The sequence below is a fragment of the Streptomyces sp. NPDC021020 genome, assembly GCF_044333285.1.
Lineage (GTDB): Bacteria > Actinomycetota > Actinomycetes > Streptomycetales > Streptomycetaceae > Actinacidiphila.
On sequence record NZ_JBIRQQ010000016.1, the window covers coordinates 89780 to 104060 of the forward strand.

General features: G+C 74.9%; 13 protein-coding genes. 2 read left to right on the plus strand and 11 right to left on the minus strand.

What is annotated here, in order from left to right; all coding sequences use genetic code 11:
• Positions 1-18: 18 nt before the first annotated feature.
• Complete coding sequence (locus ACH4SL_RS35260) at positions 19-846, minus strand: oxidoreductase (RefSeq protein WP_398453832.1); 828 nt, start codon at positions 844-846, stop codon at positions 19-21.
• 101 nt (positions 847-947) lie between these two features.
• Here ACH4SL_RS35260 and ACH4SL_RS35265 point away from each other — a divergent pair, with 101 nt between their 5' ends.
• A complete protein-coding gene (locus tag ACH4SL_RS35265; protein WP_398453835.1) occupies positions 948-1850 on the plus strand; it encodes a LysR family transcriptional regulator in 903 nt (300 codons plus the stop codon).
• A gap of 71 nt (positions 1851-1921) precedes the next feature.
• Here ACH4SL_RS35265 and ACH4SL_RS35270 read toward each other — a convergent pair whose 3' ends face one another.
• The 6 genes from ACH4SL_RS35270 to ACH4SL_RS35295 form a co-directional block, all read right to left on the minus strand.
• Positions 1922-3475 carry an ATP-binding cassette domain-containing protein gene (locus ACH4SL_RS35270; RefSeq protein WP_398453837.1) on the minus strand — a complete coding sequence of 518 codons (1554 nt, stop codon included), beginning with the start codon at positions 3473-3475 and terminating at the stop codon, positions 1922-1924.
• Complete coding sequence (lanKC, locus tag ACH4SL_RS35275; RefSeq protein WP_398453839.1) at positions 3472-6213, minus strand: class III lanthionine synthetase LanKC; 2742 nt, start codon at positions 6211-6213, stop codon at positions 3472-3474. The genes ACH4SL_RS35270 and lanKC overlap by 4 nt, the downstream gene beginning before the upstream one ends.
• Positions 6214-6365: 152 nt before the next feature.
• Positions 6366-6488, minus strand: coding sequence for a class III lanthipeptide (locus ACH4SL_RS35280; RefSeq protein WP_398453842.1), 123 nt, complete (start codon positions 6486-6488; stop codon positions 6366-6368).
• Positions 6489-6554: 66 nt separating this feature from the next.
• On the minus strand, positions 6555-6674 hold the full coding sequence (locus ACH4SL_RS35285; RefSeq protein ID WP_398453844.1) for a class III lanthipeptide: 120 nt from the start codon (positions 6672-6674) through the stop codon (positions 6555-6557).
• Positions 6675-6767: 93 nt separating this feature from the next.
• On the minus strand, positions 6768-6887 hold the full coding sequence (locus ACH4SL_RS35290) for a class III lanthipeptide (protein WP_398453848.1): 120 nt from the start codon (positions 6885-6887) through the stop codon (positions 6768-6770).
• A gap of 34 nt (positions 6888-6921) precedes the next feature.
• Positions 6922-7044, minus strand: a complete 123-nt coding sequence (locus ACH4SL_RS35295) for a class III lanthipeptide (protein ID WP_398453851.1) — start codon at positions 7042-7044, stop codon at positions 6922-6924.
• A gap of 617 nt (positions 7045-7661) precedes the next feature.
• On the opposite strand from ACH4SL_RS35295, the gene ACH4SL_RS35300 reads away from it, so the two are divergent.
• A complete protein-coding gene (locus ACH4SL_RS35300) occupies positions 7662-10706 on the plus strand; it encodes an AAA family ATPase (RefSeq protein ID WP_398453853.1) in 3045 nt (1014 codons plus the stop codon).
• Positions 10707-11073: 367 nt separating this feature from the next.
• Here ACH4SL_RS35300 and ACH4SL_RS35305 read toward each other — a convergent pair whose 3' ends face one another.
• The 4 genes from ACH4SL_RS35305 to ACH4SL_RS35320 all read right to left on the minus strand — a co-directional run bounded on the left by ACH4SL_RS35305 (position 11074) and on the right by ACH4SL_RS35320 (position 14191).
• A complete protein-coding gene (locus tag ACH4SL_RS35305) occupies positions 11074-12237 on the minus strand; it encodes an MAB_1171c family putative transporter (RefSeq protein ID WP_398453855.1) in 1164 nt (387 codons plus the stop codon).
• On the minus strand, positions 12234-12764 hold the full coding sequence (locus ACH4SL_RS35310; protein WP_398453858.1) for a ParH-like protein: 531 nt from the start codon (positions 12762-12764) through the stop codon (positions 12234-12236). The genes ACH4SL_RS35305 and ACH4SL_RS35310 overlap by 4 nt, the downstream gene beginning before the upstream one ends.
• Before the next feature lie 107 nt (positions 12765-12871).
• Complete coding sequence (locus tag ACH4SL_RS35315; RefSeq protein ID WP_398453860.1) at positions 12872-13348, minus strand: XRE family transcriptional regulator; 477 nt, start codon at positions 13346-13348, stop codon at positions 12872-12874.
• 186 nt (positions 13349-13534) lie between these two features.
• Entirely contained in the window at positions 13535-14191 is a 657-nt protein-coding gene (locus tag ACH4SL_RS35320; RefSeq protein ID WP_398453862.1) for a TetR/AcrR family transcriptional regulator C-terminal ligand-binding domain-containing protein, read from the minus strand.
• Positions 14192-14281: the final 90 nt, after the last annotated feature.

Below are 14281 nucleotides of genomic sequence, written 5' to 3' on the forward strand. Positions count from 1 at the left end.
CCCGCGTGCACCGGGCGCTCAGGCGTCGAAGGCGGTCGCGCGGGTCTGCTTCTCCCAGGCCTCGATGTCGCCGCGGACCTGGCCGAGGTGGCCGAGGACCGCGTCCACGCCGTCCTCGCCGAGCGGCAGCCGCAGCGGGGTGACGTCGGCGTCGAGCGCGGCCAGGATGAGCGCGGCCGCCTTCGCCGGGTCGCCGGGCTGGACGCCGTCGCTGGCCGCGCTGCCCGAGCGGGTCGCGCCCACCGTGGGCTCGTAGTCGGCGATCGCCGGGCTGGCGGTGAGGTTGGCCATGAGCGAGGTGCGGAAGGCGCCGGGCTCGACGATCAGGGTCCTGATGTCCAGCGGGTTCACCTCGTCCGCGAGCGCCTCGGTCATGCCCTCCAGGGCGAACTTCGTGCCGCTGTAGGCGGAGAAGCCCGCGAAGGACATCTGCCCGCCCATGCTGCTCATCTGCACGATCGCCCCCGAGCGGCGCGCGCGCATCGACGGCAGCACCGCCCGCACCAGCGCGGCCGGCCCGAAGACGTGCACCTCGAACAGCTCGCGCAGCTCCGCGTCGCCGGTCTCCTCGAAGGCGCCGACGTGCCCGCGGCCCGCGTTGTTGACCAGGACGTCGATCCTGCCGTGCCGGGCGAGGACGTCCGCGACCGCCGCGTCGATCGCGGCGAGGTCGGTGACGTCCAGCGCGAGCGGCTCCACCTGGTCGGGGTGCGCCGCGACCAGGTCCTCCAGTGTGCCGACCCGCCGCGCCGCCGCCACCACGACGTCCCCCGCCGCCACCGCGGCCTCGGTGATCGCCCGGCCGAAGCCGCTGTTCGCACCCGTGACCAGCCAGACCTTGTTCATCGCCGACTCCCTGCCGTCTCCTGCGCGGTGGTGTTGTCCGCCGCTGGGAACAACACTGCGGGCAGGGGCACTTGCCCGTCCAAGACCCCTCGTGATAGCCGATGGTTATGGACGTTCACGGGCGCGACCTGCGGTATTTCGCCGCGGTCGCCGACGAGTTGCACTTCACGCGGGCCGCGGAGCGGCTGTTCGTCTCGCAGCCCGCGCTGAGCAAGCAGATACGGGCGCTGGAGCGGCAGTTGGGGGCGCCGCTCTTCGCCCGCGACCGGCAGGGCGTCGCCCTCACCCCGGTCGGCGCGGCCCTGCTGCCGCACGCGCGGCGGGTGCTGGCGGAGTGGGACACCGCGCGGGCGGCGGTGGACGCGGCCAAGGCCGCGCAGCGCGCGACGCTCGTGGTCGGCATGAGCACCAGCCCCGGCCGCGGCGGGCTGCTGCCCGCCGTCCGCTCGCGCTTCACCGCCGCCCACCCCGAGGCCGAGCTGCGGCTGCGCCAGGTCGGCTGGCAGGACCCGACCGCCGGGCTCGCGGACGGCGGCAGCGATGTGGCGTACGTCTGGCTGCCGCTGCCCGACCAGCACCGCTACGACGTCCTCGTGGTGGCCGAGGAACCGCGTCTGGTGGCCTTCCCCGAGGATCACCGGCTCGCCGCGGACCCCGGCCCCGTCGACTTCGCGGATCTGCTGGACGAGCCCTTCCTCGCCATCCCGGAGGCCGCGGGCCCGCTGCGCGACTACTGGCTCGCCACCGACGAGCGCGGCGGCCGCCCGGTGCGGGTCGGCGCGGAGGTCGCCAGCACCGAGGAGACGTACGAGGCGCTGGTCGCGGGCCTCGGCGTGGTGCTGGTCGCGGCGGGCAACGCCCCGCTGATCAGCCTCGGCGGCGTGGCCACCCGCCCGGTCCGCGGCCTGACCCCCAGCCGCTTCGCCCTGGCCTGGCCCCGCGCCTCCGCGGCCCCCCTGACCCTGGCCTACGCGGCGGCCTGCCGGGCGGCGCGCGGGGAGTAGCGCGCGCCGCCCTCGCCCGCGTCCCCCGGGCACGGTGGGTGCGCGGCGCGGGCGGGGCGGCGGGGCCCCGGTCAGGGGCGGGCGGTGGCTGCGGAGAGGGTGACGACGCGGTCGAAGCGGGTGTCGAGGTCGTCGTCGCCGTGGTGGACGACGAGCAGGCCGCGGCCGCGGGTGCGGGCCTCGATCGCGGCGAGGACGAGGTCGCGGCCGTCGCGGTCGAGGTTGGCGAAGGGCTCGTCGACGAGGTAGACGTCGGCGTCCTCGCCGAGCAGCGCGGCGACCCCGGTCCGCTGCCGCTGGCCGGACGACAGGTCGGTGGGGAGCTGGTCGGCGAGCGCCGTCAGCTCCAGGGCGGCGCGCAGCTCCGGGTCGGGGACCAGGTCGCGGACCGGCAGCGGCGGGAGGTTGACGGGGGCGGTCAGGCTCGCGACGCGCGGGGGCAGGGTGACCACGCCGGAGTCGGGGGCGAGGGTGCCGGAGACGATGTGCAGCAAGGTGGTCTTGCCGCAGCCGTTGGGGCCGCGCAGCAGCACGTGCTCGCCGGGCCGCAGTTCGAAGTCCTCGATCGCCACCGTCGTGCCCGCGCCCTCGCCCTGCGCCTCCTCGCCCTCGCCGGGCCCGTAGCGGACGCGGGCGCCGTGCACGAGGACCATGGGGCCCTCGTCGTGGTAGGGCGCGGGGGTGGACGAGCGCAGCGCGTCGATGCGCTTGAGGACGGCGGTGTTGCGCCGCACCTGCGGGATCATGTTGATGAGGTCGAAGATGCCGGTGACCGCGCGCCACAGGGAGTTGACGAAGGCCAGGAAGCTGCCGAAGGTCATCCGCCCGGCGAAGACGAAGTACGCGCCGACGACCATGGAGGCGGTGTCGGACAGGTTCATCACCAGGTCGCTGAGCGTGTTCTGCTTCTGCGTGAGGCGGTAGTTGACGAAGGTGATGTCCAGGTAGCCGTCCAGCGCGCGGCGGTTGGCGGTGCGGGTGCCGGGGCGCAGCGCGCGCATGCCGCGCAGCGCGTGGAAGGCCTCCAGGGTGCGGGTGAGGGTGTTGATGTAGCGGGCCTCGCCCTCCCGCTCCGGGTCGGTGTTGTCCTCGATGCGCTTGGCGATGCGGTTGCTGACCAGCACCAGCGGCGGCACGATCACCAGCAGGATGAGGCTGGCCTGCCACGACAGGTAGAGCAGCACCCCGATGAACACCAGGGAGGCGAGGGCCTGTTTGGCGATCCGCACGCACACGTCGATCGCGGGCAGCACGCCGTCCTTGACGTCGCTGTGCACCCGGCTGACGTACGAGGCGTTGCCGGCCTCCGACAGCCGCCGCCCGTCCTGGTCGAGGGTGCGGTCCAGCAGCTCCATCTCCAGCTGGAGCACGAAGGTGTTCTCGCACCGCTTGCGCCAGCGGGAGATCCAGTAGCCGCCGATGTTCAGCGTCAGGCCCAGCAGCAGGTAGAACAGGCCGAGCGTGATGAACTTCGCGAAGTGCCCGGCGAGGATGGCCTGGTCGAAGAGCGCCTTGAGCAGCAGCGGGTGCACGAGCGCCTCGACCCCGCTGACCAGGGCCTCCAGGCCCAGGATCGTGGCGAACCGGGCACGGTGGCCGATCAGGGTGCGCCACAGCTCGGTCACGGTGCCACCTCGCCCGCCGCGTCCTGCCCCGGCTCCAGCTCGTCGAGCAGGAAGTCGACGGTGCCGCCGTGGGTGAAGCGGTGCAGGACGCGCAGCACACCGGCCGCGCCCGTGAGGTAGTCGCACGAGCAGCGCAGCAGCCCCTCGCCCGCCACGGCGAGCAGTGTCTCGCCCTCCCGGCGGGGCAGCCCGAATTTCTCCGCGGGCTCGAAGACGAAGATCTGCCGGACGAAGTCGATCTGCCGCAGGGCGAGTTGGCGGTACGCCGGGTCGCCGGTGCGCTCGGCGGCGTCCAGCATCGCGTCGGCGACGCCGGTCAGGCCGAACGCGTAGCCGGGCAGCACGGACTGGCAGCCGTCGATGGCGCGGGCGATCTCGCGGGCGTCGTCGGTCCAGCCGTAGCGCAGCAGCACCTGGAGCACGCCCGCGGAGCCGACCTCGACGTAGGGCTCCATCGTGCCCTCGTGGCGGAACATCACGAGCCCGTCCTCCAGCGGCTCGGTGTGCGCCATCTCCCAGGCCAGCGCGCGCCGTCCGAGGTCGGCGTACTGCGGGTCCCCGGTGGCCTGGGTCATGCGGAGCAGGAAGAGCGCGACGCCCGCCTGCCCGAAGCCGAGGCCGGTCAGCGGGCCCTTGGCGGAGAAGTCGTTGAGCCAGTAGGCGTGTTCGCCCTCGTGGTGGGCCAGCTCGGTGAGCCGCCGGGCGCAGGCCAGGGCGGCGTCGAGGTCGCGGTCGCTGTTGCCGCTGCCGTCGCGGTCGTCGCGGTGTGCGAGGTGGAAGCGCAGGTTGGTCATGCCGAGACCGGCGAGGCCGTAGTAGAAGGTGTGGTCGTCGACCGCCAGGCCGCGCTCGTTGGCGGTCGCGAGCAGCCGCCGGGCGTGGCTGTGCAGGCCCAGCTCGTCGGCGGCCCAGGCGATGCCGGCCAGGCCGTTCATGAGGCCGTCGGCGTATTCGACGGTGTCGATCGCGGCGAGCTGCCGGTCCAGCCAGTCCGTCCACTCCGGACGGACGGCGACACCCGAGGACTTCAGCGCCCGCAGCACGCCGCTCGCGCCCATGCCGAGGCCGAGCGGGTTGGTGATGTGGGCGAAGGGGTCGACGGGGAAGAGCGTGTCGCGCTCCTGGTCGGCGACGGCGGTGACGAAGGCCGCGACGCCCGCCTCGGTCGCCGCGAGACCGAGCGTCGGCTCGTCGAGCACCGGCGGCGGGGCGTCGGCCACCGCGGCGGTCAGCTCCTCCTCGCGGTCCAGGAACCGCAGCACCTCGTCGAGGGTGGCCCGGCCCTCGGCGATGTCGAGCAGCAGCTCGTGGATGCTCGCGGGCCAGCCCAGCCGCTCGGTGAAGACCCGGTAGAGGCCGAGCACGTCCTCGCGCAGGTAGGACATCGCGGCGATCGGGAAGATGAAGTAGGCCATGGTCGTCGCCAGGCCGTAGAGGTCGTCCGCGTACTGCGAGGCGTTGAAGCGGCGCCGGGAGTGGCTGAAGCCGGGGGTGAACAGCTCGACGGGCGTGGCGAGATGGGCCTCCTCCTGGTCGGCCTCGGCCAGCCGGCAGGACTCCATGTCGATCACGGTGACGGTGAACGTGTCGGTGTCGACCAGCAGGTTCGCGGCGCTGAGGTCGCCCAGGATCACCTGCCGGCTGTGCGCGTCGCGCACCGCCCGGGTCAGGCCGCGGAAGACCGAGAGGTAGATCTTCAGGAACTCCCGCGAGCGCTCGGTCGAACGGCCGGGCCGGGCCAGCGGGTTGCGCTCCAGCAGCACCGAGCGGATGTCCTTGCCGTCGATGAACTCCTCGGCGATGAAGTGGTGTTCCCAGTGCCGGAAGGTGGTGATCGGGGTCGGGAAGGAGTCCAGGTCGCCGAGCCGGGTCAGGAAGGTCCACTCGCGGGCGCTGATGTCGAGGGCGTCGTGCTCCAGGCGCGGGTTGATGTTGGTGTGCGGCCGGGCCTCCTTGACGACCACGACCTTGTTGTCGCGCGCGGTGTCCTCGGCCTTGTAGACCCCGCCGGTGTTGGAGAACTGGATGGCCTCGGTGACCCGGAAGCGCCCGCCGAGCAGCCCGTCGCCCTCCTCGTCGGCGCCGAAGTCACCCGGCTTCCAGTCGGTGAACGGCCAGGGCTGCCAGGGTGGTTGGGCGTAGCCGATCTGCCGCTCGTCGGGCACGGGCCCGTCCGGGCCGACGATGTGCGGGATGGGCCGCCCCATCACGTCGACGGTGTGCGTGGACAGGAACTGGCCGTAGCGGAAGTAGAGCGCCTTGCTGTCCTTGTAGCGCATGTCGGACAGGATGTACGCACCCTCGACGCCCTCCAGCAGCGCCGCGAGTTCGGCCAGGCACGAGCGGAAGACGTCCTCGTCGGCCGGGTAGACCGTGATGAGCTTGCCCGCGCTGCCGCGCGACATGGCCTTGGAGTTGAGCATCTCGAAGATGTTCATGTCCAGGGCGACCTTGAAGTCGACGCCCCGCGCGGTGAGATGGCCGATCACGTCCGTCGCCACCCGGCGCACCGTCCGCAGGCTCGCCGACACGTGGATCTTCCAGCCCTGCGCCGGCAGCTGCTCGTCCTGCCGGTACATCCACCAGATGCCGCTGCGCCGGAACCCGGCGCGCACCTCGGGGTCGACCGACGCGATGAAGTTGTCCTCGCGCGGCACGTAGTAGACGTCGAGCGGGTCGAAGAACAGCGTGTCGTTCCAGGCGAAGAGGAAGCGGTTGACCCATCGTTCGTCGCGCATGTCTGCCTCTTGGTGTGGTCGTCCGGCCGCCGCGGCGGGGCGGTGTCCGGTGCGGGCGCGGGTCGGGTGCGGCGGGCACGTGCGTCGGCGCGTACGGCCGCGGGCGCGCGGATGCCGTGCGGGGGCGGGTGCGCCCCCGCACGGCGCGACCGTCAGGCGGTCGGCGGCTTCTGCTGCTTCTTGCAGCAGTCGCTGCTGGAGCTGGTCGAGCTGATGATCGCCACCGCGCTCTCCACGGCCACGGGCGTCATCGTCTGCAGCTTGAGGATGCTCATCGCGTCATCTCCTCTTCTCGGCGGGCCGGACGCGTCAGGCGCCCGGCCGGGGCGGCGTGCGAGCGGTCAGCTGACGACCGGCTTGGTGGTCTTGCAGCAGTCGCTGCTGGAGCTGGTCGTGCTGAGGATCGCGACCGCGCTCTCGGTGGCGATGGGCGCCATCGTCTGGAGCTTGAGGATGCTCATGGGTTCCGTCCTTTCCGTGGGTGGGCCGGCGGGCGGGCCGGGCAGGTGGGGTCACCCGCCCGGCCGTGGTGCGTGCCGTACGTACGACCTGGCTCAGTCGTCGTCGTCCGGCGGGTCCTCGCAGCAGTGCACCCAGCTGCTGGTGTGGCTGACGACCGGCAGCAGGGACTCCCGCGCCACCGGCCGCAGCTCCTGGAGCTTGAGGATGCTCATGGCCTCGCCTTCCGGTGCCGGGACCGGAAAGCCGTCAGAGCGACGGCTTCTTGGGGGAGGTGGTGCAGCAGCTGCTGCCGGAGCTGGTGGTGCTGAGGATCGCGACCGCGCTCTCGACGGCGACGGGCTCCATCTTCTGCAGGTTGAGGATGCTCATGGCGTTGTCTCCTTTGGTTTCCCGTGATTCCCGGTGTCTCCCGAGCGGCCCTTCGCCGCGGGCCGCGCCGCGGCCGGTCGGGAGCGCGCGGGCGCGCTCGGGATGGTGGGACGCGCATGTGCCGAACGGCGGATCCAGCCAACCGCGCGGCCGAACACCCGCACATCCGTAGCCGGCACCCATAATTCGCCTGCGCAAACCCCCAGTTGGGGGGTCGGGTACGGCGGCCGAAAGGGCGCGTGGAGCACCCGGCGTGGTTGACGCCCCCCGTGCGATGCGTCATGGTGGTGCGCGAGCTGAGGCGGATGATGTCCCCCGCATCATTCACCTCAGCTCATAAGCCTCGCGGGCCCGCAGCCGCCGTCCCGTACGCTCCCGCCGCGCGCGGACCGCCGCCCGCACCACCGCTCCCCGGGCGGCGCGCACCGCCCGGCACCGCGGGGGCCGTACCAGCTCCGCCCGTACCGCCTGTCCTGCCAGCCTGCCGGCCGCGCAGTCCTGCCCGCCGCGCGAGCGCACCGCCCGCCGCCCGGACGCACTGCCCGCCGTGCCAGTCGCGTCCCGGGAGAGCCGATGAGCAAGCCGTACGCCAGCAGCCGCCGCGCGTTGGGCCGCCGGTGAGGCCGTTACCGCCGCAGACAGCGGCGCTGCGGTCCGCCGAACTCGTCGGCCGACAGGCTGAGATGGACCGCGTCGCCGCTGTCCTCGCGGCCGCGCGGGCCGGGCGGGGCGGCGCCCTTGTCGTGACCGGCGAACCGGGCGCCGGGAAGACCCGGCTCGCCGCCGAGGCCCTCGCCGCCGCCACCGCCGCGGGCCTGGCCACCGCCCGCGGCGGCATCAGCGCGGTCTCCCCGCCGGTCCCCTACCGCCCGCTGATCGAGGCCCTCCTCTCGCTGACCCGCACCGCCCCGCTCCCCTCCCCCGCCGCCCTGGGCCCGTACGCCAGGGTGCTGGCCGCCCTGCTGCCCTCCCTGGACCTGCGGCAGGAGCCCGCCCCGCCCCGGGAGGGCCCGGCCGCGGAGTGGGACACGCTCCCGGGCGCGGGACCGCGCGGGGTGCCGGGAGCGGTGCCGGAGGCGGTACGGAGGGTGCGGCCGGACGGGGGGCGCGGCGCCGGGGCGGACGCGCCGCGCGAAGAGGCGGCCGAACTCGGTGGGCTCGACGGCCCGTTGCTGGTCGGCGAGGCGGTGCTGCGGGTGCTCGCGGAGGCCGGGCGGCGCCGGCGCGGGTGCCTGGTCGTACTGGACGACCTGCACGACGCCGACCTGCGCACCCTCGCCGTCGTCGAGTACCTGCTCGACAACCTCGCGGACCAGCCCGTCGCCGTGCTCCTCACGACCGGGCTGCTCGCCGGGCCCGCCGCCGACCTGTCCGCGCGCGCCTGCCAGCGCGGCACCGCCGCGGGCGTCGACCTCGCGCCGCTGCGCACCCCGGACGTACGGCGGCTGGTCGCCGCGGAGTCGGGCGTCGCGCCCACCGAGGTGGAGGCCGCGCTGCTCGACCGCGTCCTGGCCACCGGCTCCGGAAACCCCTTCCTGATCCGGGAGTTGACCCGCGAGGCCGTCTCCCCCGCGGCCCGCGGGCGATGTACGGGCGCGGTGCCGCCCGCCGTGGCCAGCAGCGTGGCCCGCCGGGTCGACCGGCTGCCCGCCGGCGGCCGCGAAGTGCTGGGCCTGGCCGCGCTGTTCGGCTGCCGCTTCCCGCTGCCCGTGCTGCGCCGCACCGCTGGCCGCGGCGGGCACGACGTCGCCGCGGTGCTACGCGCGGCGACCTCCTCCTACCTGCTGGAACCCGATCCGGAGCAGCCCGACTGGTACGCCTTCCGGCACCCGCTCGCCGCCCGCGCCGTACGCGACGCGCTCGCTCCCGCCGAACGCACCGGCCGCGCACGGCAGGCCGCCGCCGTCCTCGCCGAGCTGCACCCGGGCCTGCCCGGCGAATGGTGCGCCCGCGCCGCCGAGTTGTGCGCCCACGCCGGGGACACCACCGAGGCCGCGCGGCTGTCCTGCGAGGCCGGGCGGCGTGCCCTCGCCGAGGGCACGGTGGAGCGGGCCGTCGCCCTGCTCTCCGCCGCGCACCGGCCGGCGGGCGCCGGGACGCCGACCGCGCTGCGGGCGACGGTCCTCGAACTGCTCCTCTACGCCGCCGGATGCGCGGCCCGCTTCGATCTGCTGCCCGAACTCACCGACGGAGTCGCCGCGTTGGACGGCCAGGGGCTGCCGCCCGGGCGGCGGGCAGCGCTGTGGGCCGCCCTCGCCGAACTGACCGCCCTCGCCGGGCGCCCCGCCGAGGCCCTGCACCAACTCGACGTCGCCCGGCGCCTGCTGGGCGAGTCCCCGGCGGCCGGCGACGCCGCCGCCGTGGAGGCCGCCGCCGCCCGCGTGGAGCCGCACCGGCTCGCCCCGGACCGGCTGCGCACCGCGGAACACGCCGCCCGCCGGGCCCTGGTGGCCGCCCGCAGCGCGGGCGCGCCGCAGACCGAGTGCCGCGCGCTGGTCCAGCTCGGCCGGCTCACCGCCCACGCCGGTGACCCGGCCGCCGCCGGGCACCTGCTCACCGCGTGCGCGCTGGCCCGCGAGCACCGGCTGCCCGCCGAGCGCGTCACCGCCGAGCTGGCCCTCGCCCTCGACACCGCCCGGCACGACGGCGACTGGGCCGCGGTGGAGGCGGCCCGCCGCGAGGCCCTGCACATCGGCGTGCTGCCGCCCGCGTACGAAGCCGGGTTCGCCCTCGCCCTCGAAGAGATCCGGCGCGGCGACTTCAGCGCCGCGGGCGACCGCATCGCCGCCGCCTCCCGCGACCGCCTCGGCCGCGCCCTGCCGCTGCTGCACCTCGCCGACGCCGTCCGGCACGCCCACCTGGGGCGGCGCGCCGCCCTGACCGAGGCCCTCGACCGCCTCGCACCGCTCATGGCCGAGACCCCTGGCGTACGCGCCATGGCGTACGGGCTCGCCCGCGCGCACTGCTCCCTGCTCGAAGAGGAACGCGCCACCGCCGAGCAGGAGTTGGCGCAGGCCGTCGCGTACGACATGGAGAACCCGGCCGCCGTCGACATCGGGCGGCACGGCCTCGTCCTGCTGCTCGGCGCCCTCGCCGGACGCGTCGGCCCGCAGCACTGCGCGCGGCCCGCGGACACCGGCGACCGCTGGCACCGACCCTTCGCCGACCTCGCCCACGCCGTCCTCCTCGGCCGCGAGGGCCGCACCGCCGAGGCCTCCGCCGCCGCCCGCGCCGCCCTCACCGCCGCCGCTCCCTACCCGCCCGCCCGCCACCTCGCCCTCCGCCTCGTGGCCCCCGCCGCCTACGACGACGGCTGGGGCGACCCCGTCACCTGGCTCCGCGAGGCCGAGGAGCACTTCCACGCCGCGGGAATCCCCGCGGTCGCCGCCGCCTGCCGCGGGCTGCTGCGCGGCATGGGGGCGCAGGTGCGGCAGCGGCGCACCGGCATCGAGGGCGTCCCCGCGGCCCTGCGCCGCCACGGGGTGACCGTCCGCGAGTTCGAGGTCGCCCGCCTTCTCGCTGCGCGGATCGGCAACAAGGACATCGCGGGGCGGCTGCACATCTCCCCTCGCACCGTCGAGAAACACGTCGCGAGCCTCCTCCGCAAAACCGGCCACCCCGACCGCGCCGCCTTCGCCTCGGCGGCGGACTTCCCCCGTTAGGGGGGCCGTACGTTGGCGGCCTTCCCGCCGCGGGGGCTTCCCGCGCCTGGCGGCGCGGGGGGTTTCCCACCCGCACCACCCGTGCAGGTAAGACGTCGTCTGACGGCCCTCCAGTGGGGCGAAACCACCGTCGGCGGCGAGCCCGCCGTACAACCCGGAGGGGGACGGTGCGGGGTGCCCCCGCAGGAATGCGCTTCCCCGTACCTCACCAACTCCGAAAGAGGGCAAACGCGCATTCCGAGGAGGTGCCCCGTGCCGGCACCCGACCCCACCGCCGGGCCGCCGCGCAGGGGCGCGGGGAACGGCGCGAGCAACCACCCACCGGCGGAGGATCGCGCAACGAACCGCAACCCACCGCCCCGGAGCGTCACACCCCCGGCGGAGCCACAAACGCATAGGTAACCTCCAGCAACCACGCCGTCTCCGCGTCCAGCGTCCCCGCCACCGGCCAGGTGGGCAGCGCGCCCTCCGCGGCCGGGCGGCGGCCCGCACGGCGGTTCGCCAGCGCCGCGGCGATCGCCGCCGCCTCCCGCGCGGCGGCCCGCGCGGGCCCCTCACCCTCCCCCGGCGGAACCGGCACCGCGTCCTCGAAGTACGGCCGCAGCGCCAGGTGCCCGTCACGGATCTCGATCACCCGGCGGTAGAGCGCGAAGGTCGCCCGCCGCACGGGCGGACGCCGCCCCCGCCGCCGCGCAGGGCCCGCGCCGCCGCCCGCGAGCGCGATCTCCGGAAGCTCCGCGCACAGCGCCGCCCAGAGCGGCTCCAGTGCCCGGTAGGAGCGCTGCGCCCGCCACCACCGCAGCGGCCCTCCGAGCAGCACCGGCCAGCGCGTGGCGGAGGCGCCGCCCGCCGCGAGGACGGCGACGGCCACCGACAGCAAGGTGGAGGGCAGGTCCTCCCCGACCCCCTGGTGCCCGTACCTGAGCACCTGCGTGATGTCGTGGGCGGACCAGCCCGTCCAGACGATGCCCATCCCCGCGGAGAGGGCCATGAGGAGCAGCCCGGTGCGCAGCACCCCGTTCGCCTCGCGCCGGATGTGCCCGGCGAGCGCGCCGACGAGCATGGCCAGGCAGCCGATGCCGTACACCGCGAACAGCATTTCGTACCCGGCGAAGAGCAGCCGGCGGCCGTCCCCGACGGTCACCGCGTCCGGGCCGACGGTCACGGACGACGCGGCGAACATCCCGGCGGACAGGGCCTGTACGGCCACGCCGGCGACGATGTGCCGGCGGACGGGCCCGCGGTCGTCCGTGGAGTTGCGCAGCGTGAGCGCGATGAGCGCGATGCAGGTGAACGCGCCCATCTTGAGCCCGTGCACGACCTCGACGACGGGCGCCCGTGCCGCGATCAGCCGTCCCAACGCCTCCATGCTGCTGGGGGCGTTGAGGACGAGGGCGCTGCCGACGCACAGCGAGAAGGCGTAGATGTAGCGCTGGGTCGAGTCCCCGCCGGCCGCGGAGAAGCGGTAGGCGGCGAAGACGATGAAGACGGCGGCCGCGGCGTACGCGGTGATGTCCGTGACGGCGGTCATCCGCCGCCGCCCGCGGCCCCGTTGCCACCGGGCCCGGGCGGGCTCCCGGCCGGACTCCCGGGCGGCTCACGGCGGTCGAAGAGCGCCTCCAGGCTGCGCGCCCGCGCGGCGAAGGGCGGCGGCGACCAGTGCGAGACCCGGGAGAGGATGAGCGAGGCGACGATCTCGGCCTCGCGCTCCTGCGGTTCGGTGTAGATCGTACGACCCAGGACCCGTTCGACGAGCGCGGGCGACAGGCCCGGCATGAGGGTGCGGGCGGCCGCGTCCAGCGTGGCGCCCGCGCTGTCGTCCTGGTGGCCGCACAGCAGGTGCGCGGCCTCGTGCAGCAGGATGTGCTGCTGGTGCAGCGGCGAGGTGTCGGCCGCGTAGAGGATGTAGTCGGCGTCCGCGGTGGTGAGCAGCAGCCCGCAGGGGAGGTTGGGGCGCCCGGTGACGGGAACCAGCTCGATGGGCCGGCCGCGGCACTCGGCCAGGGTGTCGACGAAGTCCGCGATGTCGAACGGATCGGGCAGGCTCAGGGCCGCCACGAGGCGCCGGCACCGTTGCCATAAGCTCCGTCGGCTCCGGTCACGCGCCAATTGGAGGCACCCCACTTCCCGAATCTCCCCGCTGTCCCCGAGCCGTCCCGGGCGGGTCAGCCCGGAGTGCTCGGCGGATCGCTCCCCTGCTCCCGACGGGCGAGTACGTCGATAATGTCACTGATCGTACCGACCGCCTCGGGTGAGAGGTTGACGGCCCGCAGCGCGATGTTCCGCACACCGGCGTCCCGCAGGGCGGTCAGCAGCTCCAGCTCCTTGGTGATGGCGGCGCCTTGGGCGTCGTCGAAAAAATAGGCAACCGGAACCTGGAAGAACTGCGCCAGGACCTCCAGATGACGCTTGGTCGGGTTGTCCCGGCGCCCGGTGCGCAACTGCCACAGGTAGGTCGCGGAGAAGCTCTCGCCGGTCGCCTCGCGGCAGGCCTTGGCGACCTCCTCGTGGCTGTACTGCTCGCGGTTGGGGCGGCGGACGGCGCGGAAGAGGGCGTCGATCTTCGCCGCAAGCGTCTGCGGGTGCGCCTGCGGCTGTGTCTGCGACTGCGGCTCGGGGGCCGCCGGCTGCGATTCGGCCATGTCGCACCTTTCGTCGACACCAGGTTGCGCCTTGCGCCCCGCGACAGCCAGATGTGCGCACGCCACATGTGCCCCGCCCCGCGGCGCGGTCATACTAGCCGCCGCCGCCCGTCCGTCCCGGTGGCGGAATGGTGAAGACGCCCGCGCCGGGTGCCCCCGGCAGAGCCCCGCGGACCGCCGCGGGCGTCAGGCCCAGACCCCGGCGCGGGCGGCGGTCGCGGCGGCGCGGGCCGCGTGCTCGGCGTCGCTGTCCGTGGGCGCGCGACCGGAGTTGAGCAGGGCGTAGTAGAGCGGCGCGGACACGGCCGCGACGACGGCGTACGGGTCCGTGCCCGCCGGCACCTCGCCGCGCGCGGCGGCGTCGCGCACACAGCCCGCCCACTCCTCGATGCGCACGGCGTAGAAGCGGTGCAGCGCGTCCGCGGCCTGCTCGTTGCAGAGCGAAGCGGCGATGAGGGCGCGGAAGAGGGGGCCCTGGCGCGGGTCGGCGAGCGTCCTGACGACGAGCAGGGCGTTGGCGAGCAGGTCCGCCTCCAGCGCGCCGGTGTCGCTGCGCGGCGACGACTGCTCGGCCATGTCGCCGAGCAGGTCGGCGGCGAGGGCGCCGGGGGTGCCCCAGCGCCGGTAGACGGTCGTCTTGCCGACCTCGGCACGGCGGGCGACCTCGCCGAGGTCGAGCGCTTCGAAGCCGTCGGCGGCGAGGACGTCGCCCGCGGCGCGCAGCACGGCGTTGCGGACCCGGGCGGTACGGCCGCCGGGCCGCAGCGTGCCGGGCGCGGCGGGGTCCGGGGCCGGGCCCGGTGCGGGACCGGGGGCCGGGCCCGGAGCGGGGGTGCCGGACATGGGGGCCTCCTTCGTACGCCGTACGTCCGCCCATGTGCGGGTCGGGCGGCTGACCCCCAGCGTATCGGAACTGGAGTTCCTTTACGGCCC